This window comes from Streptomyces sp. NPDC055955 (assembly GCF_042270245.1).
In the GTDB taxonomy this organism is placed as follows: domain Bacteria; phylum Actinomycetota; class Actinomycetes; order Streptomycetales; family Streptomycetaceae; genus Streptomyces.
The window spans coordinates 35,871-61,693 of the sequence record NZ_JBHJYS010000008.1 but is presented as its reverse complement, the minus strand read 5'-3'; the positions used below and the strand labels follow the sequence as shown (position 1 = coordinate 61,693).

At 72.1% G+C, this 25,823-nt stretch carries 17 protein-coding genes and 1 pseudogene; 10 read left to right on the top strand and 8 right to left on the bottom strand.

The genetic code is table 11. From position 1 onward, the window contains the following. The first annotated feature begins 72 nt into the window (after positions 1-72). From ACFC96_RS17905 to ACFC96_RS17875, 7 genes and pseudogenes are all read left to right on the top strand, one after another. The gene (locus tag ACFC96_RS17905) at positions 73-351 is read left to right on the top strand and encodes a YlxR family protein (RefSeq protein WP_116509242.1); all 279 of its coding nucleotides are present in this window, start codon (positions 73-75) and stop codon (positions 349-351) included. A gap of 146 nt (positions 352-497) precedes the next feature. Beyond that, entirely contained in the window at positions 498-3,593 is a 3,096-nt protein-coding gene (gene infB, locus ACFC96_RS17900; protein ID WP_376259036.1) for a translation initiation factor IF-2, read from the top strand. Between the two features lie 142 nt (positions 3,594-3,735). Further along, on the top strand, positions 3,736-4,029 hold the full coding sequence (locus ACFC96_RS17895) for a DUF503 domain-containing protein (protein WP_116509238.1): 294 nt from the start codon (positions 3,736-3,738) through the stop codon (positions 4,027-4,029). Between the two features lie 33 nt (positions 4,030-4,062). Continuing rightward, a complete protein-coding gene (gene rbfA / locus ACFC96_RS17890; RefSeq protein WP_376259033.1) occupies positions 4,063-4,524 on the top strand; it encodes a 30S ribosome-binding factor RbfA in 462 nt (153 codons plus the stop codon). Continuing rightward, entirely contained in the window at positions 4,521-5,429 is a 909-nt protein-coding gene (gene truB / locus ACFC96_RS17885; RefSeq protein WP_376613074.1) for a tRNA pseudouridine(55) synthase TruB, read from the top strand. Before rbfA ends, truB begins: the two co-directional genes overlap by 4 nt. A 227-nt stretch (positions 5,430-5,656) precedes the next feature. After that, positions 5,657-9,116, top strand: a pseudogene (locus ACFC96_RS17880) (serine protease). A 123-nt stretch (positions 9,117-9,239) separates the two neighbouring features. Next, a complete protein-coding gene (locus ACFC96_RS17875; RefSeq protein WP_376259026.1) occupies positions 9,240-10,193 on the top strand; it encodes a bifunctional riboflavin kinase/FAD synthetase in 954 nt (317 codons plus the stop codon). 48 nt (positions 10,194-10,241) lie between these two features. Here the strand turns inward: ACFC96_RS17875 and ACFC96_RS17870 are convergent, their stop codons facing one another. The 8 genes from ACFC96_RS17870 to eccE all read right to left on the bottom strand — a co-directional run bounded on the left by ACFC96_RS17870 (position 10,242) and on the right by eccE (position 21,985). Beyond that, a complete protein-coding gene (locus ACFC96_RS17870) occupies positions 10,242-11,246 on the bottom strand; it encodes an ABC transporter ATP-binding protein (RefSeq protein ID WP_376259024.1) in 1,005 nt (334 codons plus the stop codon). Next, positions 11,243-12,244: an ABC transporter ATP-binding protein gene (locus ACFC96_RS17865; protein WP_376613073.1), complete on the bottom strand. Its 1,002-nt coding sequence runs from the start codon at positions 12,242-12,244 to the stop codon at positions 11,243-11,245. Before ACFC96_RS17865 ends, ACFC96_RS17870 begins: the two co-directional genes overlap by 4 nt. Beyond that, a complete protein-coding gene (locus ACFC96_RS17860) occupies positions 12,241-13,185 on the bottom strand; it encodes an ABC transporter permease (RefSeq protein ID WP_376613072.1) in 945 nt (314 codons plus the stop codon). Before ACFC96_RS17860 ends, ACFC96_RS17865 begins: the two co-directional genes overlap by 4 nt. After that, positions 13,182-14,255, bottom strand: a complete 1,074-nt coding sequence (locus ACFC96_RS17855) for an ABC transporter permease (protein ID WP_376259015.1) — start codon at positions 14,253-14,255, stop codon at positions 13,182-13,184. The genes ACFC96_RS17860 and ACFC96_RS17855 overlap by 4 nt, the downstream gene beginning before the upstream one ends. Positions 14,256-14,332: 77 nt before the next feature. Then, complete coding sequence (locus ACFC96_RS17850) at positions 14,333-16,234, bottom strand: ABC transporter substrate-binding protein (RefSeq protein WP_376613070.1); 1,902 nt, start codon at positions 16,232-16,234, stop codon at positions 14,333-14,335. 330 nt (positions 16,235-16,564) lie between these two features. After that, the gene (locus ACFC96_RS17845) at positions 16,565-19,462 is read right to left on the bottom strand and encodes an SCO5717 family growth-regulating ATPase (protein ID WP_376613068.1); all 2,898 of its coding nucleotides are present in this window, start codon (positions 19,460-19,462) and stop codon (positions 16,565-16,567) included. Between the two features lie 337 nt (positions 19,463-19,799). Continuing rightward, on the bottom strand, positions 19,800-20,624 hold the full coding sequence (locus ACFC96_RS17840) for a hypothetical protein (RefSeq protein ID WP_376613067.1): 825 nt from the start codon (positions 20,622-20,624) through the stop codon (positions 19,800-19,802). Continuing rightward, positions 20,624-21,985, bottom strand: coding sequence for a type VII secretion protein EccE (gene eccE, locus ACFC96_RS17835; RefSeq protein WP_376613065.1), 1,362 nt, complete (start codon positions 21,983-21,985; stop codon positions 20,624-20,626). Before eccE ends, ACFC96_RS17840 begins: the two co-directional genes overlap by 1 nt. Positions 21,986-22,164: 179 nt before the next feature. Between eccE and eccB the strand changes: the two genes are divergently transcribed. Genes eccB through ACFC96_RS17820 form a run of 3 tightly spaced genes read left to right on the top strand, consistent with a single transcriptional unit; the run spans position 22,165 to position 25,588 of the window. Beyond that, positions 22,165-23,700 carry a type VII secretion protein EccB gene (gene eccB, locus ACFC96_RS17830; protein WP_376259005.1) on the top strand — a complete coding sequence of 512 codons (1,536 nt, stop codon included), beginning with the start codon at positions 22,165-22,167 and terminating at the stop codon, positions 23,698-23,700. Between the two features lie 14 nt (positions 23,701-23,714). After that, positions 23,715-24,989 carry a type VII secretion-associated serine protease mycosin gene (gene mycP, locus ACFC96_RS17825; protein ID WP_376613063.1) on the top strand — a complete coding sequence of 425 codons (1,275 nt, stop codon included), beginning with the start codon at positions 23,715-23,717 and terminating at the stop codon, positions 24,987-24,989. Beyond that, the gene (locus ACFC96_RS17820; RefSeq protein WP_376613061.1) at positions 24,986-25,588 is read left to right on the top strand and encodes a hypothetical protein; all 603 of its coding nucleotides are present in this window, start codon (positions 24,986-24,988) and stop codon (positions 25,586-25,588) included. The genes mycP and ACFC96_RS17820 overlap by 4 nt, the downstream gene beginning before the upstream one ends. Positions 25,589-25,823 lie beyond the last annotated feature (235 nt).

Genomic DNA, 25,823 nt, shown 5'->3' with positions numbered 1-25,823 from the left:
AAAGATCACGACAACAACCGTTCGATTTTTGCCCCAAAGGGGTGAGGTCGGTGCGGGGAGGTAGACTTAAGCGTGTCTGGCCGGACGCATGCCCGTGCATGCCCAGAGCGCACGTGTGTGGGATGCCGGGAGCGAACGGCCAAGAGCGATCTGCTGCGCATCGTGGTGATCGAGGGTGAATGTGTCCCCGATCATCGCGGTACGCTGCCCGGCCGGGGTGCGTATGTGCATCCCGCCCTGGTCTGTCTCGACCTGGCGGTCCGCCGCCGGGCGTTCCAGCGGGCGTTCAAAGCCCCTGGACCGTTCGATACGGAGGCACTGCGCCACCGCGTCGAGCAGGTAACACCGTAGAACGTGCCGTGCGGGACCCCGTGCGGTCCTGGTACCCCCGCGAGTTGGAAGTAGGTCGAGATTGCGATGAGCACTCGATGAGCACGCGATGAGTACGCCCATGAAGTAGCGACGGTCCGGCGTAACCCGGACCTAAAAGGAGCGAAGTGGCTAAGGTCCGGGTATACGAACTCGCCAAGGAGTTCGGGGTGGAGAGCAAGGTCGTCATGGCCAAGCTCCAAGAACTCGGTGAATTTGTCCGTTCGGCGTCCTCGACGATCGAGGCGCCTGTAGTACGCAAGCTGACTGACGCCCTCCAGCAGGGCAGTGGCGGCGGCAAGCCCGCCGCCCGCAAGGCCGCGCCCGCGAAGCCCTCGCCGGCCCGTCCGACCCCGTCTCCGGCGCAGGCCGCGAAGCCTGCTGCTCCGCGCCCGCCGGCTCCCAAGCCCGCCGCCGCGGAGAAGCCCGCTGCCCCCGCCCCGGTGACCCCGGCCGCCGGTCAGCGTCCGACGCCCGGCCCGAAGCCGGCTCCGCGTCCCGCGGCTCCGGCCCCGGCCGCGCCCGAGTTCACGGCGCCGCCCGCGGCTCCGGCCGCTCCCGCTGCCCAGGCCCCCGCGGCCTCCCCGGCAGCCGGTCCGCGTCCGGGTGCCCGTCCCGGTGCCCCCAAGCCCGGTGGCGCCCGTCCGGCCGGTCCCGGCCAGGGTGCTCAGGGTCAGGGCCGTGGCGACCGCGGCGACCGTCAGGGCGCCCCGCGCCCCGGCGGCCAGGGTCAGGGCCAGCGTCCCGGCGGTCGTCCCGCCGGCCCGCGTCCCGGTAACAACCCGTTCACCTCTGGTGGCTCCACCGGCATGGCGCGCCCCCAGGCGCCCCGTCCCGGCGGTGCCCCGCGTCCCGGCGGCGGCCAGGGTGGCCCCGGCGGCCCGCGCCCGCAGGGTGGCCCCGGTGGCGCCCCGCGTCCCCAGGGTCAGGGCGGCGCCCGTCCGACTCCGGGCGGCATGCCCCGTCCGCAGGCCGGCGCTCCGCGTCCGGGCGGTGCCCCCGGTGGTAACCGTCCGAACCCGGGCATGATGCCGCAGCGTCCTGCTGCCGGCAGCCCGCGTCCCGGTGGTGGCCCCGGCGGTGGCCGTGGTCCCGGCGGCGGCGGTCGCCCGGGTGGCGGCGGTCGTCCCGGTGGCGGCGGCGGTTTCGCCGGTCGTCCCGGTGGTGGCGGCGGCTTCGCCGGTCGTCCCGGTGCCCCCGGTGCCGGTGGCGGCGGCGGTTTCGCCGGTCGTCCCGGTGGCGGCGGTGGCCGTCCCGGCTTCGGCGGCCGTCCCGGTGGTCCGGGTGCCCGCGGTGGAACACAGGGTGCGTTCGGCCGTCCCGGCGGGCCCGCCCGTCGTGGCCGTAAGTCGAAGCGGCAGAGGCGCCAGGAGTACGAGGCCATGCAGGCCCCGTCGGTCGGCGGCGTCATGCTGCCTCGCGGCAACGGACAGTCCGTCCGTCTGTCGCGCGGTGCCTCCCTCACCGACTTCGCGGAGAAGATCAACGCCAACCCGGCGTCGCTCGTCGCCGTGATGATGAACCTCGGCGAGATGGTCACTGCCACGCAGTCCGTCTCCGACGAGACGCTGAAGCTCCTCGCGGATGAGATGAACTACATCCTCGAGATCGTCAGCCCCGAGGAGGAGGACCGCGAGCTGCTCGAGTCCTTCGACATCGAGTTCGGCGAGGACGAGGGTGGCGAGGAGTTCCTCGTCGCGCGTCCGCCGGTCGTGACCGTCATGGGTCACGTCGACCACGGTAAGACCCGACTGCTCGACACCATCCGCAAGACGAACGTCGTCGCGGGCGAGGCCGGCGGTATCACGCAGCACATCGGTGCGTACCAGGTCTCCACCGAGGTCAACGACGAAGAGCGCCGCATCACCTTCATCGACACCCCGGGTCACGAGGCGTTCACCGCCATGCGTGCCCGCGGTGCCAAGTCGACCGACATCGCGATCCTCGTGGTCGCGGCCAACGACGGCGTCATGCCGCAGACGGTCGAGGCGCTCAACCACGCGAAGGCGGCCGGCGTGCCGATCGTCGTCGCGGTCAACAAGATCGACGTCGAGGGTGCCGACCCGACCAAGGTGCGCGGTCAGCTCACCGAGTTCGGTCTGGTGGCCGAGGAGTACGGCGGCGACACGATGTTCGTCGACATCTCCGCCAAGCAGGGTCTCAACATCGACTCCCTGCTCGAGGCCGTGGTCCTGACCGCGGACGCCTCGCTCGACCTGCGGGCCAACCCGGAGCAGGACGCGCAGGGTATTGCGATCGAGTCGCACCTCGACCGTGGCCGCGGTGCCGTGGCGACCGTCCTCGTCCAGCGAGGCACGCTGCGGGTCGGCGACACGATGGTGGTCGGCGACGCGTACGGCCGTGTCCGCGCGATGCTCGACGACAAGGGCGAGAACGTGGAAGAGGCGGGTCCCTCGACTCCGGTCCTCGTCCTCGGTCTCACCAACGTCCCGGGTGCCGGCGACAACTTCCTGGTGGTCGACGAGGACCGTACGGCCCGTCAGATCGCCGAGAAGCGTGCCGCTCGCGAGCGCAACGCCAACTTCGCGCGGCGTGGCGTCCGGTTCTCCCTGGAGAACCTGGACGAGGCCCTCAAGGCCGGTCTGGTGCAGGAACTCAACCTCATCATCAAGGGCGACGCGTCCGGTTCGGTGGAGGCTCTCGAGTCCTCGCTGCTCCAGCTCGACGTCGGCGAAGAGGTCGACATCCGCGTCCTGCACCGCGGCGTGGGTGCCGTCACCGAGTCGGACATCGACCTGGCGACCGGCTCCGACGCGATCGTCATCGGCTTCAACGTCCGCGCTGCGGGCCGTGCGGCCCAGATGGCGGACCGCGAGGGCGTCGACGTCCGCTACTACTCGGTGATCTACCAGGCCATCGAGGAGATCGAGGCGGCCCTCAAGGGCATGCTCAAGCCGGAGTACGAAGAGGTCGAGCTCGGCACGGCGGAGATCCGCGAGATCTTCCGCTCGTCCAAGCTGGGCAACATCGCCGGTGTGCTCGTCCGGTCCGGCGAGGTCAAGCGCAACACCAAGGCGCGCCTGCTGCGCGATGGCAAGGTCATCGCGGAGAACCTCAACATCTCCGGTCTGCGTCGCTTCAAGGACGACGTCACCGAGATCCGCGAAGGCTTCGAGGGCGGTATCAACCTCGGAAACTTCAACGACATCAAGATCGACGACGTCATCGCGACGTACGAGATGCGCGAGAAGCCGCGCGCCTGATCCGCGCACGGTGAAGGTTCGGGGCCGGTCGGCGGGACGAAATCCCGTCGATCGGCCCCGGCCGTTCCGTGTACGGTTCTGGTGTCCCTGCCAAGTGGTTGGCGGGGCCACGAACCCGAACCGGCGGGACATCCGGACACACATGTATGTGGGGACTCTGTCCTTTGATCTGCTCCTCGGCGACGTCCACTCGCTGAAGGAGAAACGCTCCGTGATCCGCCCGATCGTGGCCGAACTCCAGCGCAAGTACGCGGTGAGTGCGGCGGAGACCGGGAACCAGGAACTTCACCGCAGGGCCGAGATCGGCCTGGCGATGGTCTCCGGGGACACGGGGCACCTCACCGACGTACTGGACCGGTGCGAGCGTCTGATCGCCGCCCGTCCCGAGGTGGAGCTGCTCTCCGTTCGACGCAGGCTCCACGGCGACGAAGACTGACTTTAAGAGCAAGGCGAAGAAGGAGACGGCGCAGTGGCCGACAACGCGCGGGCGAAAAGGCTGGCGGACCTCATCCGAGAGGTGGTGGCCCAGAAGCTCCAGCGCGGGATCAAGGACCCGCGGCTCGGTACGCATGTGACCATCACGGACACCCGGGTGACGGGTGACCTGCGGGAGGCGACCGTCTTCTACACGGTCTACGGCGACGACGAGGAGCGTGCCGCCGCGGCGGCCGGCCTCGAGAGCGCCAAGGGCGTACTCCGTTCGGCGGTGGGCCAGGCGGCCGGTGTGAAGTTCACGCCGACCCTGGCCTTCGTGGCGGACGCCCTGCCGGACAACGCACGGGCCATCGAGGACCTCCTCGACAAGGCCCGGATCTCGGACGCGAAGGTCCGGGAGGTGTCCGCCGGCGCCGAGTTCGCCGGGGGCGCGGACCCGTACCGCAGGCCCGAGGACGAGGACGGCGCGGACGAGGACGGCGAAGCCTCGGAATGACGCAGAAGAACACCCCGACGCCCGACGGTCTTGTCATTGTCGACAAGCCGTCGGGCTTCACTTCGCACGACGTGGTGGCCAAGATGCGCGGGATCGCGAAGACCCGTCGCGTCGGCCACGCGGGCACGCTCGACCCCATGGCGACCGGTGTCCTGGTCCTCGGCGTGGAGCGGGCGACCAAGCTGCTCGGCCATCTCGCGCTGACCGAGAAGGAGTACCTGGGCACGATCCGGCTCGGCCAGAACACGCTGACCGACGACGCCGAGGGCGACCTCACGTCGTCCACGGACGCGTCCGGCGTACGCCGCGACGCGATCGACACCGCGGTCGCCAAGCTGACCGGCGCCATCATGCAGGTGCCGTCCAAGGTCAGCGCCATCAAGATCAACGGCGTGCGTTCCTACAAGCGGGCCCGTGAGGGCGAGGAGTTCGAGATCCCGGCGCGGCCGGTCACCGTCTCGTCCTTCACCGTCTACGACATCAGGGACGAGGTCGCCGAGGACGGCACCCCGGTCCTCGACCTGGTCGTCTCGGTGGTCTGCTCGTCCGGGACGTACATCCGGGCCCTCGCCCGGGACCTGGGCGCGGACCTGGGTGTCGGTGGTCACCTCACGGCGCTGCGGCGCACGCGGGTCGGCCCCTACAAGCTGGACTCGGCGCGCACCCTCGACCAGCTCCAGGAGGAGCTGACCGTGATGCCCGTCGCGGACGCCGCCACCGCCGCGTTCCCCCGCTGGGACGTGGATGCCAAGCGCGCCAAGCTGTTGCTCAACGGCGTCCGTCTGGAGGTGCCCGGCGAGTACGCGGGCGCCGGGCCCGTCGCCGTGTTCGACCCCGAGGGCGTGTTCCTCGCGCTCGTGGAGGAGTCGAGGGGCAAGGCGAAGAGCCTCGCCGTCTTCGGCTGATCTCTTCGCCGCCCCCCCGCCGTGGAGCGGCGCGCGCAGTCAGTCGCGTGCCGCTCCACGATCCCCCCTCCAAGGGTCTGTCCATCACCCCCGATCTGTTCACCCCTTCGGGCGGGCGCTCGGAGTGAACCGAGGGAGTGGAAGGGGGCGCGTTCGCTCCGGCGCCTGTTCCGCTGATCACCGCGCGCCTACCGTCGGTCCTACGGGGCGTGGCGGGAGGTGCGACGATGGCGGGACGTGGCCCCCGGGCCGGCGACGGGGACGCGACGGATCCCGGGTCCGGGCCGCCCCTCGTCCATGTCTTCGATCTGGCCGGACGCCCGCGCGGCGCCGGCTTCGTCGCCGACGACCACGGCACCGTCGTCACCAGCCATGAAGTGGTCGACGGACTCGGCCGCGTCGTGCTGCGCGCGCCCGACGGGATCACCTGTGTCGTGGGCGCCGCCGACGTCGTCCCCCTGCCCGAATCGGCCCTCGCGCTCATCCGCACCGACGCGACGGAGGGCCTGGGGATGCGGCCGCTGCCGGTGGCCGTCCGGGGCCCCGCCGGAGCGGGGGCCTATGTGCGGATCGCCGCCGGGGGCTGGCGCGAGGCGCGCGTCCTCGGCCGTGCCGACGTCACGTACACCGCGACCGACCGCTTCCACATCGTTCCCGGGGCCATGGAGCTGGCCATCGGCACGGACGGCCGCGACGCGCTGCGGCTCGGGGGAGGGGCGGCCGGGGGACCGGTCGTCGACGCCGCTTCGGGCGCCGTCCTCGCCGTTCTCGGCACGGCCCTCGAGGCCGGGCATCGGGCCGCCGCCGGATTCGCCGTGCCGCTGCGGGAGGCCGCTGCCGCCGACCCGGAGGGACCGCTCGCCGCCCTCCTCGCGCGGAACGCGGCCACCGTGCCGGTGTACGGGGACGATCTCAATCTGGCGGGCGCGCTCCAGCTGACGGCCACGTCGGTCGGGTCCGACGGGCCGGGTGCGCTCCTCGACCCGGAGCCGGTCGAACGGCCCGAAGTGGCAAGGGAGTTCGCCGCGTTCGAGGAGTCCGGCGCGGCGGTCCTGGCCCTCGTGGGAGCGCCGGGCAGTGGCCGTACGGCGGAGCTCGCGGCCTGTGCCGCGCGACGCGGCCGCGGTGCCCACCCCGCGCCCACCCTCTGGCTGCGCGGCGCGGACCTGCTCGGCGGCGACCGGAGCGTGGCCGACGCCGCGAGGCGGGCGCTGGTCAGGGCCGGGCGCATCGTCGCGGCGTCACTGCCCGGGGCCGTCCCCGGACAGACCGGCGAGCCAGGGGGCCCGGAGCCCGGCGGTGGCGGTGCCGGCGATGTGTCGCCGGAGCGGATCGCGGCGTGCGCACGCGCCGCCGGCCGGCCCCTCGTACTGCTGCTCGACGGGCCCGAGGAGATGCCGCCCGTCCTGGCGCACCGGCTGGCGGAGTGGACCGAGGGCACGACGCGCTGGCTGCGGGAGACCGGCGTGCGGCTCGTCGTGGCGTGCCGGGGGGAGTACTGGGAGCGCGCGGGCGAACTGTTCCCGCCCGGTGTGCTGTACGGGCGGACCGGGCGGCTGCCCGCCTGTGTCCCGCTGGGGGAGCTGACCGGCGACCAGGCCCGTGTGGCGCGGGAACGGTACGGGCTGCCCAAGGACGCGCTCGCCGGCCGGGACGCACGGCATCCGCTCGCGCTGCGGCTCCTCGCCGAGGTCAGGGCCGCGCTGCCGGGGCCCGTGCCGGGCAGCGCCGACCGGGACGCCGTGTTCGCCGCGTATCTCGACCTCATGTGCCTGCGGGTGGCGGTGCGCCTCGCCGCGGTGAACGGGCTGCGCGGCACGGCCGTGCGCAGGCTCGCCGCCCGGGTGTCCGGTCAGGTCCACGAGGCGGCGCGGCGCTGTCTGGCCGGGGCAGGGCGAGCTGGACCGGGAGGCGTTCGAGGAGGTGTTCCCCTGGGGCGCGCTGCCGGGGCGGCGCGGCGGGGGCGTCACGGCGTGGGCCCCGGCCGTCCTCACCGAAGGCGTACTCGTCCCTGCGGGGCGCGGCTACCGGTTCGCGCACGAGGAGGTCGCCGACTGGATCCAGGGCATGCACCTGGACCTGGACGAGGCGCTGCGGGCGCTCGTGTACCGCGAACGGGACGCCGGCCGGGCCGCGCTCGCGGTGCCTGTGCCCCGGCACCGCGCGGGCCCCGTCGTCCAGGCACTCCTCCTCGTCGAACGCCAGCAGGGACCGGCCCGACTCGGCGCACACCTGGCCGAGTTGGCGCTCAGGTCCCTCACGCCCGGCGACGCCGACGCCTCCTGGTGGGCGTCCCACCTCGTCGAGGAGGTGCTCCTGCGCGTGCCCGACGCCACTCCCTACCTCGGGGTGCTCGAACCGCTCGCCGACCGAGGACGCCTCGACGCGTCGTTCTGGCGCCGGATCCCCGTCTCGGACGCCGACCGCCTCGGCCTCCTGCGCCGCCTCGTCGTGCACGATCCGCCGCCCGGGAGCGACGACCGCCACCTGGACACCGTCGCCGACCTGCTCACCGCGGACCCGGCCGGCGTCCAGGTCCACCTCACCCGCTGGTTCGACGACGCGCGGCCGCTGCCCGCCCTGCCCGACGCGACCGTCGCGACCGCGGCCCAGGCGCTCCTGCACACCCACCGGCACGCAGCCGTCGACGACCTCACCGAGGCCCTCGCCGGCTGCGCGCACCCGCGCGCCGACGAACTGCTCTCCGTACTCGCCGACGAGGAGCCGTCCGCGCTGTGCCGCGCCGTCGACCGCTGGGTCCGCGACGAGCGTCCCGCGCGCCGCGCGTGCGCCGTCACCTACGCGCTGCGGGTCGCCCCGCACGTCACCACCGACGCCGATCGCGGCCTGCTGCGCTATGCCGCGCTCGCCCTGCTCGCCCGCGCCACCGACAGCGCCCGGCACGGTGCCGCGCTCGCCCTCCTCGTGCGCGACCCGCAGACCCGCGACACCTATCTGGCGCGCGCCCTGGAGCGGTTCGCACAGGGCGATGCCCAGTTGCCCGCCGGCGCGCTCGCCGCCGCGCTTGCCACGCACCCGGAGCCGGTTCTGAGCGCCTTCCGGGCCCGGGTGCGGGAGCCGGACGGTGCGGCCGACGTGCTGAGGACACTCGCCGATGTGACCGCGCCCGCGCTCGCGCGGCGGACGGCCGTCCTCGTCGAGGACCTCTCGGCGGACCGGCCCGACGCCGCCCGGGACATCGCCGCCTACGTCGACCGGTGCCTGGAGCACGGGCCGGCCGGGCGGGCGGTGCTCTTTCCCCTCGTCACAGGGCTGCTCCGGACCTGCCCGGCCGCCGGACGGGCCGCGCTCGCGCCCGTGCTCGCCGCACCCGGCACCGGCGCCTCACGCGCCCTGCGCGGCGAACTCCTCGACGTACTGCTCGCCCGTGAGGACGACCCGGACGTGCTCGACGCCGTCCTGCGGACCGCCGCCCACGGCGCCGGGGGCGCCGGAGCGACCCGTACCCGCGACCTTGTGCGGCGCACCGGACAACGGCTCGTCCGCACCCCGGAGGGAGCCGCCCGCTTCGACCGCGCCCTCGTCGAGTTCGCCGACTCGGTGCCGGGGTTCGCCGCCCTTCTCGTCCAGTGGCTGGCGGGGGCGCCGCGCGAGTGGGCCGCCCTCGTCGGGCCGAGCGCCCGCCGTGTGATCGGGGGTCTGGCCGGGGTGCGCGTACCCGCCTGACCTGCCCCGGCCGGTACGGCGCCTCCCGATGCGGGGCGTGGGCGCTCGGCATGGCACTCTTAGACCTGCGTATTCGGCAAAGAGACGTAACAGTCGTACACAGGTTCGCGAGGAGCAATCACCGTGCAGCGCTGGCGTGGCTTGGAGGACATCCCCCAGGACTGGGGGCGCAGCGTCGTCACCATCGGCTCCTACGACGGAGTGCACCGCGGCCATCAGTTGATCATCGGCCGGGCCGTCGAACGGGCCCGTGAGCTCGGTGTGCCCGCCGTCGTCGTCACCTTCGACCCGCACCCCAGCGAGGTCGTGCGCCCCGGCAGCCACCCTCCGCTGCTCGCCCCGCACCACCGGCGCGCGGAGCTGATGGCCGAGCTCGGCGTCGACGCCGTGCTGATCCTGCCGTTCACCACCGAGTTCTCGAAGCTGTCGCCGGCCGAGTTCGTCGCGAAGGTCCTGGTCGACAAGCTGCACGCGCGCCTCGTCGTCGAGGGACCGAACTTCCGCTTCGGCCACCGCGCCGCGGGAAATGTCGCGTTCCTCGCCGAGCAGGGCACGACGTACGACTTCGAGGTCGAGGTCGTCGACCTGTACGTGAGCGGCTCGGCGGGCGGCGGCGAGCCCTTCTCGTCCACGCTGACCCGGCGGCTCGTCGCCGAAGGGGACATGGAGGGCGCGCGCGAGATCCTCGGCCGCCCGCACCGCGTCGAGGGCGTGGTCGTGCGCGGCGCCCAGCGCGGCCGTGAGCTGGGCTTCCCGACCGCCAACGTCGAGACGCTCCCGCACACCGCGATCCCGGCGGACGGCGTCTACGCGGGCTGGCTGCACGTCGGGGACGAGGCGATGCCCGCCGCGATCTCGGTGGGCACCAACCCGCAGTTCGACGGCACCGAGCGCACGGTCGAGGCGTACGCCATCGACCGCGTCGGCCTCGACCTGTACGGCCTGCACGTGGCCGTGGACTTCCTCGCCTATGTGCGCGGGATGGCCAAGTTCGACTCCATCGACGCGCTGCTGATCGCCATCGCGGACGACGTGAAGCGGTCGCGGGAGCTCATCGAGGCGTACGACGGGCAGTAGGCGGGCCTCGGCGGGGTCGCGGGGGCGCTGCCCCCGGACCCCCTGACCTCAGGCGCCCGAGGGGCTGTCGTCGGCCCGGGCCGACGCCCAGTGGCAGGCCACCTGGGTCGTGCTCGCGCCCGACAGCACCGGCAGGTCCTCCCCCCGGCAGCGGTCCGCGACACCGGACCGCTGCGCCTCGCCCGACGCCAGGATCTGGCAGCGGGCGTGGAAACGGCACCCGGACGGGATGCGCGACGGGTCCGGCGGCTCACCCGTGAGGACGACCGGATCACCCGGCGCCTCCGGCAGAACGGACAACAGGGCCTGTGTGTACGGGTGCTGAGGTGCCGTCAGGACCTCCTCCACCGTGCCCGTCTCCACGATCCGGCCCAGGTACATCACCGCGACCCGGTCCGCGATGTTCCAGGCGAGACCCAGGTCGTGCGTCACCACGAGGGCGGACAGGCCCAGTTCGTCGCGCAGCCTGAGCAGCAGCGCGAGGATCTCGCCGCGCACCGATGCGTCGAGGGACGCCACGGGCTCGTCCGCGACGATCAGTTCGGGGTCGAGGACCAGCGCGCCGGCGATCACCACGCGCTGCCGCTGGCCGCCCGACAGCTCGTGCGGGTAGCGCAGGAAGAAGCGCTCCGGCGGGCGAAGTCCCGCTCGTGACAAGGCGTTCGCCACCGCCTCGCGCTCGTCGCCCGCGTACCCGTGGATGCGCAGGCCCTCGGCCACCGCGTCGTACACCGTGTGCCGCGGGTTCAGCGAACCGCTGGGGTCCTGGAGGACCAGCTGCACGCGCTTGCGGTACGCCTTGAGGGCGCGCGAGGAGTAGTCGAGGGGCTTCCCGTCGAACGTGACGCGGCCGGACGTCGGCGGCACCAGGCCGAGCAGGGAGCGGGCGAGCGTCGTCTTGCCACAGCCCGACTCGCCCACCAGCGCCACGATCTCGCCGGGCGCGATGTCGAGGTCGACGCCGTCCACGGCCCGCGCGGGGTCCGCGCCACGGCGGCCGGGGAAGGTGACGTGCAGCGCGCCGGCCGTGAGCAGGGGGGACGTACTGGTCATGCTGTGGTGCTCCTTGCCTCGGCGCCGGCGGCGTCGTCGGGATCGGTGGCGCCGCCCACGTGCACACAGGCCGCCCGCCGGTCCGTGGCCGCGGCCCGTAGCGCCGGGTCCTCGGTGATGCAGCTGTCGAGCGCCACCGGGCAGCGCGGGTGGAACGTGCAGCCCGTGGGCAGCGCCGACGGGTCGGGCGGGTCGCCGGGCAGACCGCGCGGCGCGAACCGGGACGCGGCGTCGCCGATCCGCGGGAACGCCGCCGACAGAGCCTTCCCGTACGGGTGATGGGCGTTCTCGTAGACCTCGGAGGCGGGGCCCTCCTCGACGACGCGGCCCGCGTACATCACCGCGAGACGGTCGCAGGTGTCCGAGAGGACCGCGAGGTCGTGGCTGATCATGATGAGGCCGAGGTCCTGCTCGGACACGAGCTGCTCGATCAGGCGCAGGATCTGCGCCTGGATCATCACGTCGAGCGCCGTCGTCGGCTCGTCCGCGATGATCAGGCCCGGGTCGCAGGCGAGGGCCATCGCGATCATCACGCGCTGGCGCTGGCCGCCGGACAGCTCGTGCGGATACGCGTCCGCGCGCGCGGCGGGCAGGCCGACGTGCTCCAGGAGCTCCGAGACCTTCTTCTTCGCGCCCGCGGGCGTCGCCTTCTTGTGGAGCAGGATCGGCTCGGCGATCTGGTCGCCGATGCGGTGCACCGCGTTGAGCGAGTGCATCGCGCCCTGGAACACGATCGAGGCGCCGGCCCAGCGGACCGCCCTGACCTGGCCCCACTTCATGGTGAGGACGTCCTCGCCGTTGAGGAGGATCTCGCCGGACACCTTCGTGCCGGCCGGCAGCAGACGCAGCAGCGCGAGCGCGAGCGTCGACTTGCCGCAGCCGGACTCGCCGGCGATGCCGAGCTTCTGGCCCGCGTCGACGCTGAGGTTCACACCGCGGACGGCGCGTGCCCCGCCGGCGTACGTCACTTCGAGGTTTCTGACGTCGAGAAGGCTCACCGGGCCACCCCCAGTTTCGGATTGAGGACGGCTTCGATGGCGCGGCCGCACAGCGTGAACGCGAGCGCGACCAGCGCGATGGCGAGTCCGGGAGGCGCGAGATACCACCAGTCGCCCGCGCTGACCGCGCCCGCCTCGCGCGCGTCCTGGAGCATGCCGCCCCAGGACGTGATGGTGGGGTCGCCGAGGCCGAGGAAGGCGAGGGTGGCCTCGGTCAGGATCGCGCTGGAGATCACGAGCGTGGTCTGCGCGAGGACGAGCGGCATCACGTTCGGCAGGACGTGGCGCAGCATGATGTGCCGGTGCCCGCCGCCGAGCGCGCGGGCCCGCTCGATGTACGGCCGCGACTCGACGGCGAGCGTCTGGGCGCGGACCAGGCGGGCCGTCGTCGGCCACGTCGTCACGCCGATGGCCAGGATGACCGTCCAGATGGAGCGGGACATCACGGTGGCGAGCGCGATCGCGAGGACCAGCGTCGGCATCACCAGGAACCAGTCGGTGACCCGCATCAGGACCGTCGAGTACCAGCCACGGAAGTGGCCGGCGACGATGCCGACGACGGTGCCGATCGCCACGCACAGGAACGCGGCCAGCAGACCCACGGTGAGGGACACGCGCGCGCCCCACACCAGCAGGGCGAGCACGCTGCGACCGAACTGGTCGGTGCCGAGCGGGAATTCACCGCTGGGCGCCTCGAGGGCACCGCCGGGCGCGTCGGTCACGCTCTGCGAGTCCGCGCCGACGAGCAGGGGCGCGCAGAGCGCGATGAGGGCGATCAGGATCAGCCCCGCCAGACCCCACAGTCCGCTCCGGTGGGTGCGGTACTCGCGCCAGAAGCGGGCGGCGGATTGGCGCTTGCGGGCGCGTGCCAGGGCCCGCGCGCTCTTCTCGGCCGGCGGCGGGAGCTGCGCGGTGTCGAGGTCGTTCGTGTCGGCAGTCATCGGCCCACCCGGGGATCGAGCAGCGGATACAGCACGTCGGCGAGGGTGTTCGCCAGGATCACCGCGGTGGCGAAGACGAAGAACAGCCCTTGGACGAGCGGCAGGTCGGGCACGCTGAGTGCCGAGTAGAAGAGGCCGCCGAGGCCGGGCCAGGAGAAGACCGTCTCGACGAGGATCTGGCCGGCCACGACGTGCCCGAGGTTCACGAACATCAGCGTGAACGTGGGCAGCATCGCGTTCGGGACGGCGTGCTTGCGGCGTACGACGTCGTCGCGCAGGCCCTTCGCGCGCGCCGTCGTCAGATAGTCGCTGCCCATCTCGTCGAGGAGCGAGGAGCGCATCACGAGGAGGGTCTGCGCGTAGCCGACCGCCACCAGCGTGACCACCGGCAGGACCAGGTGGTGCGCGACGTCCATGACGTACGCGAAGCCGCTCTCGCCGCCCGACTCCAGACCGCCCGTCGGGAACAGGCCCGGGATGGGGCCCAGCCCCACGGAGAAGACGATGATGAGCAGCAGACCGAGCCAGAACGACGGGATCGAGTAGAGCGTGAGGGCGAACGCGGTGTTGAAGCGGTCGCTGCGCGATCCGTTGCGCCACGCGGTGCGCGTGCCGAGCCAGATGCCGAGCGCGGTGTAGAGGACGTACGCCGTGCCGGTCAGGAGCAGCGTCGCCGGGAGCGCCTCGGTGATCTTGTCGATGACCGGGGTGTGGTACTGGTACGACATGCCGAAGTCACCGGTCAGCGCGTCACCGATGTAGTTGGTGAACTGCTGCCACATCGGCAGGTCGAGGCCGAACTGGTGGCGGAGCGCGTCGAGCTGCTGCGCCGAGACGCGGCGGCCGCCGGTCATCTGCTTCACCGGATCGCTGGGGATCAGGCGGAACAGGAAGAAGCTGGTGACCAGGACCGCGAAGAGCGACACGATCGCCCCCGCGATCTTGCCCGCCACGTATTGGAGATAGGCCTTCGTGTTGCGCGCCCGTGGACCGCGGGCCGACGGCCCGGCTTGCGCCGGGCCGTCGGTGTCCGCACTCTGCACGAGCGCCGGAGTGCTCTCTGCTGTCATGTGGAACTCTCGTTACTCGTGCGGTACTTGCGACGCCTGCGGACGGACGTGACGCATGTTCTGTCGACCGGGTGCTGCTACTCGCGGTCGTCCGCCGACGTGCGGCGGCGCCGCGCGAGGAGCAGCCCGCCACCGCCCAGGACGACGACGGCCGCGACGATACCGATGATCACGCCGGTCGAGCCGGAACCGCCGCCGTCACTGCCCTTCGAGTCGCTCGTGCCGTCCGCCGGAACGGCCGACCACCAGCTCCAGTACCCGTCCTGGCCGTAGATGTTGCCGGCCGCGGTGGGCATGGTCTGGATCGACTTGATCTGGTCGGTGCGGTAGGCCTCGACGGCGTTCGGGTACGCGATGACGTTCATGTACCCGGAGTCGTACAGCCACGACTCCATCTGCTTGACGATGTCCGCGCGCTTGGCCGGGTCGTACTCGGCGAGCTGCTTCTTGTACAGGTCGTCGTACGTCTTGTCGCAGATGAAGTTGTCGGTCTGGGCGCTCTCCTTGGCCTTGGCGGGCAGCGCGGCGCAGGTGTGGATGCCGAGGACGAAGTCCGGGTCGGGGTTGACCGACCAGCCGTCGAACGCGAGGTCGTACTCACCTGCGTACCAGGGCACCGAGACGTCGTCGAGGCAGTCGACCTTCAGGCCGATTCCGAGCTTGCCCCACCACTCCTTGAGGTACTTGCCGATCGCCTTGTCGTTCGGGTCCGTGGCGTGGCACAGGATACGGAGGTTCAGCGGCTTGCCGTCCTTGCCGACGCGCTCGCTGCCCTTCATCTTGTAACCGGCCTGGTCGAGCAGCTTGCCCGCCTTGTCGGGGTCGTACCCGAGGGCCTGGCTGCCGGACGGCTTCCAGAAGTAGTCGGTGAAGCGCGGCGGGATGTAGCCCTCGCCCTCGACGGCGTGGCCCTGGAAGACCTTGTCGACGATCGTCTTGCGGTCGATCGACAGGAACAGCGCCTGGCGGACCTTCTGGTCGAGAAGGGCCTTGTTGCCGTTGCCGAACTTCTTGTGGTCCTTGGTCTGCGCGCCCGGGTTCGTGGCGAGTGCGAAGAAGCGGCGGCCGGGGCCCTCGTTGACCTTGATGTTCGGCTCGCCCTTGAGGGACGCCGCCTGAGCGGGCGTCAGGGCGGGAGAGCCGGCCACGAAGGAGACCTCGCCCTTGCGCAGGGCGGCGACCGCGGCGTCCTGGTCCTTGTACGTCTTGAAGACGACCTCGTCGAACTTGGGCGCGCCGCGCCAGAAGTTCTTGTTGGCCTTCAGCTTCACGTACTGGTCGACCTTGTAGTCGGTCAGCACGAACGGGCCGTTGCCGACGACCGGGAAGGTCTTGTCGTTGTTGAACTTCGAGAAGTCCTTGACGTTCTTCCAGATGTGCTCGGGCACGATCGGGACGTCGAGCGCGGCCATCGTGGCCTGCGGCTTCTTCAGCTCGATGACCAGCTTGGTGGCGCTGGGGGCGGTGACCTTCTTGAAGTTGGAGACGAAGCTGCCGTTCGCGGTCGCGGCGCCCTCGTCCGTCATCATCTTGTTGAAGGTGAAGGCGGCGTCGGCGGCGGTGGCCTGCCGGCCGTCGGACCACTTCGAGTCGGACCTGATGGTGTAGGTCCAGGTGAGCTTGTCCGCGGACGGCTTCCACGCGGTGGCGAAGCCCGGGACGGTGTGGTTGTCCTTGGGGTCGTAGTTGGTCAGGTACTCGTACATCATCCGGTGGATGCTCGTACTGACCAGTCGCTGGGCCAGGAACGGACTCAGCGAGTCGACGCTCTGGGCGAGGGCGACGGTGAGGACCTTCTTGCCGCCGTCCGCCGCCTTGGCCTCTTGGGGTGCGGGGTTGAGCGGCGTGGCGAGGCCGGCCGTCAGGGTGAACGCCGCGGCGCCGGCCGCCAGGAGGACCCGCAGGGTCCGGCGGGGTGCGCGCCGTGGAAAACGGGAGAAGAGGGCGTGTGCTCTCTTGGGCTGATCTTTTGTGTCCATGGGTCGGTGACCTCGCGTCGTTGCTCGCGCAGGAGTGGCAGGTTGATCATGGGACGCCAGCTGGTTGATGTGTGTGTCTACCAGCGGCAGTCTGCGCACGTCAACGGCACATGAACCCCATGTGGCCTGCGGAAATAACGAGTTGACCCGCATTTCACGCACATTGGTCGAGACCTCTGACGCTTTGCAGGCCAGGGCGTGATGCCCGTTGCGTTCAACTCTGGGTGTCTGGTGGGGATTTGGCGGAATTTCGGCAGGCACGGAAAAGGCCCGCACCGTGGTGTGGGTGCGGGCCTTTCGTGTGCCCTGAGGGCCGGGATTCAGCAGTTGTTACTGCTGAGGCGGCTGGGGCTGTGCGGTGTACGGGGGGAGGGGCTGACCGGGCTGACCGGGGGCGGCCTGGCCGGGGGCGGGGGGCTGCCCGGGTGCGGGCTGGCCCGGGGGCTGCTGCCACATCTGCGGGGGTCCGGACTGGCTCGGCTGACCCGGCTGCTGACCCGGCTGCGGGGGCTGACCGGGTTGCTGGGCTTGGCCGGGGGCGCCGGCCTGCGCCTGGCCGGGCTGCTGCGGATACGGCTGGCCGGGGTAGGGCTGGCCCGGGAACTGCTGCCCCGGCGCGGGCTGTTGCCCCGGCGCGGGCGGCTGGGGAGCGCCCGGCTGCCCGGGATACGGCTGGCCCGGGTAGGGCTGCTGCGCGGGATACGGCTGCTGCTGGTGCCCCGGCACCGGGGGTGCCATGGTGGGCGGCGGATTGCCGTCCGATGTCCACAGGCCCTGCTGTTGCTGGGCCCGCGCGAAGTCCTCCGCGACCATCGCCGAGAGGTTGAAGTACGCCTCGCGCACCTTGGGCCGCATCATGTCGAGGTCGACCTCGGCGCCGGCCGCGAGGTGCTCGTCGAACGGCACCACCACGACGCCGCGGCACCGCGTCTCGAAGTGCGACACGATGTCGTCGACCTTGATCATCTTGCCCGTCTCGCGGACGCCGGAGATGACGGTGATGGAACGCGACACCAGGTCCGCGTACCCGTGCGCCGACAGCCAGTCGAGCGTCGTACTGGCGCTGCTCGCGCCGTCCACGGACGGCGTCGAGATGATGATCAACTGGTCGGCGAGGTCGAGGACTCCGCGCATCGCGGAGTACAGCAGACCGGTGCCGGAGTCGGTCAGGATGATCGGGTACTGCTTGCCGAGCACGTCGATCGCGCTGCGGTAGTCCGTGTCGTTGAACGTCGTCGAGACCGCCGGGTCCACGTCGTTCGCGATGATCTCCAGGCCGGACGGAGCCTGCGAGGTGAACCGCCGGATGTCCATGTACGAGTTGAGGTGCGGGATCGCCTGCACCAGGTCTCGGATGGTCGCCCCGGTCTCACGGCGCACACGGCGGCCGAGCGTGCCGGCGTCCGGGTTGGCGTCGATCGCGAGGATCTTGTCCTGGCGCTCCGTGGCGAGCGTCGAGCCGAGCGCCGTCGTCGTGGTCGTCTTGCCCACGCCGCCCTTGAGGCTGATGACGGCGATCCGGTAGCAGGACAGGACCGGCGTGCGGATCAGGTCCAGCTTCCGCTGCCGCTCGACCTCCTCCTTCTTGCCGCCGAGCTTGAAACGCGAGTTGCCGCCGCCGGGGCGGGTGCTCTTCGCCTTCTGCTTCTTGTTGTTGAGCAGCCGGTCGGCCGACAGCTCCACGGCCGCCGTGTAGCCGAGCGGCGCACCGCCGACGTTCGTGGGCGTGCGCTGGTCGTGCTGAATGGGCTGCGGCCAGGCGCCGCCTGCACGCGGGTCGGCGGGGGGCACCTGCCCCGGGAAGGGCTGACCGGGCTGGCCCTGGTACTGCTGATCGGGCTGTCCGGGGTGCGGGGCCGGAGCCGGGGCCTGCGGGCCCTGTGGAGCGGGCGGCTGCTGGTGCGGCTGCTGCCCGACCGGGGGCTGGGGGCCGGGCTGCTGTGTGTGCGGTGCCGGCGGCTGCTGGGGGTTCTGTTGCGCCGGGAGGTGCGGGGCGGGCGCGGCCGGCTGTCCCTGGGCGGGGGCTCCGGGCTGGGGCTGCGGGAACCCGTAGCCCGTGCCGGGCTGGGGCTGCTGCGGGAATCCGTAACCGCCTTGCGGGGCAGGCTGGTTGGGCGTGCCGGGCTGGGGCTGCTGCGGGAACCCGTAACCACCCTGCGGGGCGGGCTGGTTCGGTGCGGCGGGCGCGGGCGGCGTCGGCTGCGGGAACCCGTAGCCCTGCTGCGGCGGTGCCGGAGGTGCGGGCTGCTGCGGGTCGCCGGGGGCCGACTGCTGCGGGAAGCCGTAACCACCCTGCGGCGCGGGCGGGGTGTTCTGAGCGGGCCAGGTCGGCGGTGCGGCCTGGGCCGGAACCGGCGCGCCGGGCTGCGGCTGCTGCTGCGCGGGCCACTGCGGGGCCGACGTGGGGGCGGCGGGCTGGAACGCCGGGGGCAGCGGCGGGATGCCGTCCTGCGCCACGGGCTGCGGGGCCCAGGCGGCGGGAGCGTCCTGTGCGTCCGGCGTCGCGGGTGTGTCGGTGCTGCTGGCGCCGGTGTCCGCGCCCGCGTCCGCCGATGCGCCAGTGGCAGCGGCTTCGGCTGCTTCGGTGGTGTCGGAACCGATGCCGTCCGAACCTTCCGAGCCCTCCGCCTGGGGCGCGCCGTCAGAGGCGGTTGCGGAGTCGGTGCTGTCGGCCGAGGCCTGAGCGGTGTCGGTGTCCCCGTCCTGCGCGGAGTCCGCGGAGGCGCTCGTCCCCTCGTCGTCCTCGGCGGGCCCGGCTGCGGCGACCACGGCGAAGTCGCCGGAGTCACCCGAGTCGGAGCCGCCGGACGCGGCGTCCCCGCCCCGCTCCTCGGCTGTCGGCTCGGCCTTCGACTCGTCCTGCGCGGCCCGCTCGGCGAACTCCCGCTTCAGCGCGGCCGCGGAGAACCGCATCGTCGCGCCGCTCTCCAGATCCCCGTTCCCCGAACCGGCGTCCGGCTCAGGGGCCGAAGCGGCGGGCGTGTACGGGGTGTAGGGCGCGGGCGGCGCCGGGGGCGTCACCGGCGCGGGGGCCGGCGGAACCGGCGGTGGAGGAGTGGCGGCCGAGGGGGTCTCGCCCGTGCCCGACGACGCGTTCTGCGTGTACCAGGCCGGTGGGGCGTAGTCGATGGTGAACTCGCCCGTCGTCTCAGTGGCGGACTCCGCGTCGGAGTGATCATCGACGGGTGTGTCCCAGCCCCCGCGGATCTCGTCCCGATCGCTGTTCACAATGCCTCCTGGTGTGGTCGAGCACCCTCGTGCCGTGGTGGGGGGCGACCGTTCCTGTCGTCCGATCCGCCGCGCTCTTCCCCTGGGACGCGTACGAGTTGTTCGTGGGTTCTCACGCGCGTCCTGGTCCCAGCCTAATCACCAAAACCACGAGCACGGCAGGCCCGTCCGTCGCGCCGACCCCGTCCGGGAGGTCACACCCGGCCAACAAGTGATGCCCAAGCGATGCGGAAGTGACGAACACCCCTCAGTCCGCCACGCGCAAACGGTCCGAATAAGCCGCAAAGGGGACCGAGTTCGATCGCTGAATCGCTCCGCGGCGGGCTTCGTGCCGGTCTCAGTCCATCCGGCGTGCGTTACCCAACAATCCGGTCTCGGCATCCGTCGCCCGGGTCATCACGTACTGCCGGTCGCGGTCGGTGCACCACAGAGTGACGCCGTCCGCGAGGGTCGGCAGGGACTCCCACTCGCCGCGCGGCAGTCCGATGACACGGCCGATCTCCGCCGCCTCGTCCGGCGAAACCCGCTGGACGCCGACGAGCCGCGCCTGGCGCATCAACCGGGGCGCCACCGGGCTCAGATAGGGCAGCAGCGTCAGCACGGACTGCCACGGCGCGGAGGCCACCCGCCCGCGCGGCGGCCGCATCCCGCAGTCCCGCACCACGAGCACCGGACCGCCGGCGGACGCGCCCTGCGGCGGCACCCGCCCGACGTCGTGCACCGTCATCCCGGACTGACCGCCACCGACCGCCTGCACCAACTGCGCCCAGGCCTGCGCCCGCCCGGTCTCCACCGCGACCCGCGCGCCCGTCGCGGCGGCCCGCAGCGCGAGCACCTGCGCCGTCCACAGGCCGCCGATGAGCACCATGTCGTAGGGAGTCGGCCGGTTCACCCCGAGCACGGCGGGCTGGCCGTCGGCGTCGACACCGACGACGACACCGTCGTCCCCGATGGGCAGCGCGAGCGAGTCCACCTGTTCCACGGAGAGAGTGTGGCGCTGGTGCCGCGGCCCGAAGAGCCCGAACCCGGTGCGGGGCCGGTCACCGGCGACGGGCGTGGGGGCCGCGCCCGCATCGCCGTTCCCGTTGCCGTTCCCGTTGCCGTTCCAGGAGTTTCCGTCCCAGGAACCTGCCCCGGTCGGGGGAGATGACGTCATGGCCATCAGCGCGCACCTCCGAGGGGCAACGTGGCGAGAACTCCGGGCAGTTGTTCGCGGTCGAGCCGGACGAGACCCGTCTTGGCCTGCCGGGCGGCGGTCTCCAGGGACCGCCGGGCCGTGGTCAGCTCGCTCTCGCTGCGTCCCGTGATCCGCATGTGCCCGCAGAGCTGGATGTCCCGCTGGTCACCGCGGGACAGCGTCAGGCTGAACGTCGTGGCCAGCGCCGGCACCGTGGTCAAGAGTGCGACCAACTGGTGCAGAGCGGGCCCGGATCCGCCGAGCTGCGGCCAGCGCCGCACCCAGTACGTGGTGTGTCTGCGGTTGTCGCAGCGCCAGCTGCGGCCGGACTCCTCGGTCCTGCGCTGCGGCAGCTCGCTCCGCCCGGCCTGCGCCGTCACCATGGGGTTGGCGCACGCCGACGTGGCGACGGCGGCCGTGAGCTCCTCCTCCGTCAGCACGCTGGCGCGGAAGCCTGCGCCGGTCAGCCGGCTCGCCAGATGCTGGGCCGCGCGGGCCACGCACTTCTGCGCTCCCGCGGTGCCGCCACCGCGCGCGGCCACGGCCTCCGGGCACAGCTCCGGGTCGAGCTTCAGGGCGATCCACGTGATGCGGACGGCGGGGGAGCCGGTCTGGGCCTGCAACGGCGCGTAATTGCTCACCGCCACGGACTGCTGCGGCAGGTGCAGCGCGGGCGCGGGCTGCGTGTGCAGCACGATCTGCGCCGATTCGAGCTGGATCCCGTCGACGTCGAGGGCGTCCCGCACGATCCCTATCGGCAGCGGACGCCGGGAGCGCTCGGCCCGCAGGGCGGTGGCGTCCGACTCGACCTGGAGCACGGCGGTCAGGAAGCCGCCGTCGCCGACCATGCCGATGGGCCGCTGGTCGCGGTCGTCACCGCGGCTGTAGCTGTACGTCCGCAGCGAGGGGTCGCACTCGACGGCGGGCGCGAGGCCCGGCTCCGTGCCGGGCGGGACCGGTGTGCTCGCCGCACGGCGCTTGCGCGCGCGCAGCGTCAGGACGGTGCCGAGCCACTCGGGCAGCGACCGCCCCCGCCGGCGTACGACGGCGAACAGGACGAGGATCACGGCGACGACGCCCGCGGGCACCAGTGCCAGCTTGTCGACGACCGCGGCGCCGACGACCAGCGCGGCGGCCATCTCGATCATCACCATCTGCTGGAGCCGGAACGACCCGGCCCGTCCGGAACGCGACTTCAGATGAAGCGAGACCGGACCGGCGGGTGCCGCCGGAGAGCCGGCCCCACCGCCCGACCGAGCCGCCGGCGCACCGTCTCCCGGCCCCGGCCGACCGCTCGACCGCGACCGGGATTGCGACCGCGATCGGGTCCGCGTTGCGGAAGCCATCACTCCAAACCCCCCGAACTCTCCCGAAAATCCCTGATGTACAGGGCTCTTGAAGGCCCCAGCACCCTACCCGTCCCACACGCACAACCACGCAACAGGCATAGTAGGGGCCGCATCTGACAACGGAGGGCGGGGGACGCACGTACCCCCGAGTGCTGCACGGGGAGAAGCGGACACAGATGGCATCACGGCGGGACGAACTCAACGCCTACACCTTCGCGAAGCGTCGTACGCTCGCGTCCTTCCTCCAGCCCTCACCCTCCGGTTCGGAGGAAGGGGCACCGAAGCCGCTGCGTGCGGTGCTGCCGGGCGTCATCGTCGGCATCGTCGTCCTCGCGGTGTTCGGGGCGTGGGGGATGTTCAAGCCGACAGCGCCGCCCAAGTGGGACGAAACGGCGAAGAACGTGATCGTCGCGAGCAAGTCGACGACGCGTTACGTGGTCCTGAAGACGGACGGCAAGGTCCAGCTGCACCCCGTCCTCAACATGGCGTCGGCCAAGCTCCTCGTCGCCCCGAGCGACAACCCCATCGTGACGGTGTCGGAGAAGGTGCTCGACAGCGGCAAGATCCCGCACGGCGCCACGATCGGCATCCCGTACGCCCCCGACCGCCTGCCGCCGGACTCCGAGGCGGAGTCCGCCAAGCGCTGGGCCGTCTGCGAGCGCCCGGGCGAGGGCGGCCGCGCCATCCAGAAGGCGGCGTTCGTCCTCGCCAAGCGGGACGAGATGAAGACCGAGGGCAGCGACGCGAAACTGCACGGCGGCGACCTGATGTACGTCGTCGGCCCGGACAAGGCCAAGACCGAGTACGTCGTCGACGCCCGCGGTACGGCCTACCGCATCGTCGCCCGGACCACGAAGGAGAAGCAGCAGCTCCTGCGCGCGCTCGACATCACCGGCGCGACCCAGGAGCCGCAGCGCGTCTCCAGGGACTGGCTCGACACCCTCCACCAGGGCACGCCGATCTCCTTCCCGACGCTCGACGGCAACCCCGGTGACCCCGCCGGTGCGAACAGCACGCTCGACGACTCCGCGAACCGGGTCGGCATGGTCCTCAAGACCCCGGACCAGTACTACGTCGTCCTGCCGGGCAAGGTCGCCCCGGTCACCGACTTCACCGCGCACCTGCTCCTGTACAGCCCCGCGCTGGTTCCCCTCGCTCAGGGCGGCGAGCCGCTCAAGGTGAGCCCCGGCGCCGTGGTCGCCGGCCAGGGCTTCGGCCCCGGCAACTGGCCGACGTACACCCCGAAGACGGTCAACGACGCCTCCACCGGGACCGGCGGCCGCAACACCGTCTGCAACGTCCTGAACAAGGTCGACGGCGACAACGGCCGCACCACGCTGAGCACTTGGGCGGGCACCAAGTTCCCCGCGCCCCTGCCCACCGGCTCCTCCAGCGCCTACGTCACCGCCGGATCGGGCCAGCTCTACCGCCAGTTCCAGGGCACCGAGACCACCGCGGGCCCCGTCTTCCTGGTCACCGACACGGGCCTGCGCTACGCGATGCAGTCCAACAGTGACAGCGGCGCCGACGACGCGGGCATCGGCACCACCGCGAAGGAGCGCAAGGCCCGGCTCCAGGAGGCCAAGCAGGCGGTGACCAGGCTCGGCTACGACAAGGTCGACCCGGCGCCGATCCCGTACGCCTGGTCGCAGTTCCTGCCCACGGGCCCGCGTCTGTCGACGACGGCGGCCAGCCAGCCGCAGGGCTCCTAGGGCCGGGGGACACGATGACGTACGCATCAGGGGAACCCGTAGCCACGTGGCCGCGCAGGGCGGCGCTCGTCGCCGCGCTGACCGTGACCGTGACGACCACCGCGCTCCTGCCCGCCGGGCCCGCGGCGGCCGACGGTGAGCAGTGCACCTTCGGCCCGAAGAACCCGAAGTACGCGGGCCGTCCCTGGTCGCTCCAGCGCGTCCTCCTGGACGACCTGTGGAGCGAGACCAAGGGCAAGGGCGTCAAGGTCGCCGTCATCGACACGGGCGTCGACGTCAAGAACCCGCAGCTCACACACGCCGTTGACGCGTCCAAGGGCAAGAACCTGCTGCCCAGGAACCTCAAGGATGACAACGGCCAGAAGATCGCGCGCGGCAAGGAGAACGGCACCACCGACACCGTGGGCCACGGCACCCGCGTCGCGGGCATCATCGCCGCGCGCCCGGCCAAGGGCACCGGCTTCGTCGGCCTGGCCCCCGAAGCCACGATCATCCCGATCCAGCAGAACGACGCGGAGGGCCACGGCACGGCCGCGAGCCTCGCATCGGCCATCCTGTACGCGAAGCAGGCCGGCGCCCAGGTCATCAACATCTCCCAGGACACGGCGAACGCGGTCAAGCCCGACCAGGTGCTGCAGGACGCGGTCGACTCGGCGTTGGCCGCCAAGATCGTGGTCGTCGCCTCGGCAGGCAACGACGGCCTGGACGGCAAGGTGCAGAAGACCTATCCGGCGTCGTTCCCCGGCGTCCTGGCGGTCGCGGCCTCGGACCGCAACAACGAACGCGCCGCGTTCTCCCAGGAGGGCTACTTCGTGGGCGTGGCGGCGCCGGGCGTGGACATGGTCTCCACGGTCCCGGGCGCCGGCCACTGTTCGGACAACGGCACCAGCTTCTCCGCCCCCTACGTCGCCGGAGTCGCGGCCCTCGTCAAGGCGAAGCACCCCGACTGGACGTCGGCGGAGGTGGTCGCCCAGATCGAACAGACCGCGGAACGCTCGACCGTGGGCCACGACCGCCTGGTCGGCTGGGGCGTCGTCGACCCCGTCCGCGCGGTCACGGAGGATCCGGATCACCCGATCGAGTCCCCGTCCCCCGACGAGGGGGTCGCCCGGGCGAAGGCTCCTACGGCGGCGAAACTCCACTTCGGAGAGACGGCGGAACAGCGCAACACCCGCCTGGCCACGTACACGGTCGTCGGGACGGCGGTGCTGGTGGCGGGCCTGGGAGGGACGGCCGTCGCCGTACGCGACGCGCGGCGCAGGCGCCGGAACGTGGTCCGCGGAGCATGAACGCGATGATCGCGCTGAGCTTCGGCATCGCCGCCGTGCTGGTGCTCGCCGCGTGTGTCAAAGCGGACCGGGTGCGCGGCTGGCGCCAGAGCCTCAACCCGTCGGCGCCCGACGTCCCCGACGCCTCCTTCGTCGTGGGCCGCGTGATCTTCCTGGTCATGGCCGGCGTCATGGTGTTCGAGGGGTTCAACCTGCTGAGGGTCTCCGCCGACTCGGGCTGGAGCGACGACGAACTGACCAGCGCGGTACACCGGGCCACGGGCGACCTGGACGGCTGGATGTACCGCGACGACGGACTCACCACGGACTCCGCCTACTTCGACGACTACGCGTCCCTGCTCGAGGGCAAGGTCATCCGGTACGGCGGCGGGGGAGCACCCCAGTCCGGCGTGGGCGCCGACCCCGCCGACGCGAACACGGACACCGACGCGTACTTCACGGTGCGCGCGAAGGGCGCGGACGTGGCGTTCTGCACGCACCTGGTGCGCACCCGGCGGGCGAAGGACGACTACACGCCGCCGGGCATCGCGGGCGGCGAAGGAACCATCACCGAGCGCGCGTATCGGCTGGCGGTGACCTCGCAGCAGGGCGAGTGCTGAGGCGTCGGGGCCCGCTGCAACCGCCGCTCCTGGAGCTGGAGTTCGCCTGCCCATCCACGCTGCTGGAGAACGCAGCCTAAGCGGCGACCACCAGCCGGCACCGGTCGATCGCCACCACTCACGCGGCCCGCGCCCGTCCTGTGGCCGGCGGATCGCTTTCTTGCGGCCGCCCTGGAGTTGGCTTTCCGGCGTAGGGCGAACGGGAAGCTCTTCGGCGCCAGAAGGGTCCTGGGGC

What these genes read in the sequence shown, in the direction of transcription:
- ACFC96_RS17895 (WP_116509238.1), top strand. Translation starts at nt 3,736, where the DNA reads ATGTATGTGGGGACTCTGTCCTTTGATCTGCTCCTCGGCGACGTCCAC.
- truB (WP_376613074.1), top strand. Translation starts at nt 4,521, where the DNA reads ATGACGCAGAAGAACACCCCGACGCCCGACGGTCTTGTCATTGTCGAC.
- ACFC96_RS17870 (WP_376259024.1), bottom strand. Translation starts at nt 11,246, where the DNA reads ATGACCAGTACGTCCCCCCTGCTCACGGCCGGCGCGCTGCACGTCACC.
- ACFC96_RS17860 (WP_376613072.1), bottom strand. Translation starts at nt 13,185, where the DNA reads ATGACTGCCGACACGAACGACCTCGACACCGCGCAGCTCCCGCCGCCG.
- ACFC96_RS17855 (WP_376259015.1), bottom strand. Translation starts at nt 14,255, where the DNA reads ATGACAGCAGAGAGCACTCCGGCGCTCGTGCAGAGTGCGGACACCGAC.
- ACFC96_RS17850 (WP_376613070.1), bottom strand. Translation starts at nt 16,234, where the DNA reads ATGGACACAAAAGATCAGCCCAAGAGAGCACACGCCCTCTTCTCCCGT.
- ACFC96_RS17840 (WP_376613067.1), bottom strand. Translation starts at nt 20,624, where the DNA reads ATGGCCATGACGTCATCTCCCCCGACCGGGGCAGGTTCCTGGGACGGA.
- eccE (WP_376613065.1), bottom strand. Translation starts at nt 21,985, where the DNA reads ATGGCTTCCGCAACGCGGACCCGATCGCGGTCGCAATCCCGGTCGCGG.
- eccB (WP_376259005.1), top strand. Translation starts at nt 22,165, where the DNA reads ATGGCATCACGGCGGGACGAACTCAACGCCTACACCTTCGCGAAGCGT.
- mycP (WP_376613063.1), top strand. Translation starts at nt 23,715, where the DNA reads ATGACGTACGCATCAGGGGAACCCGTAGCCACGTGGCCGCGCAGGGCG.
- ACFC96_RS17820 (WP_376613061.1), top strand. Translation starts at nt 24,986, where the DNA reads ATGAACGCGATGATCGCGCTGAGCTTCGGCATCGCCGCCGTGCTGGTG.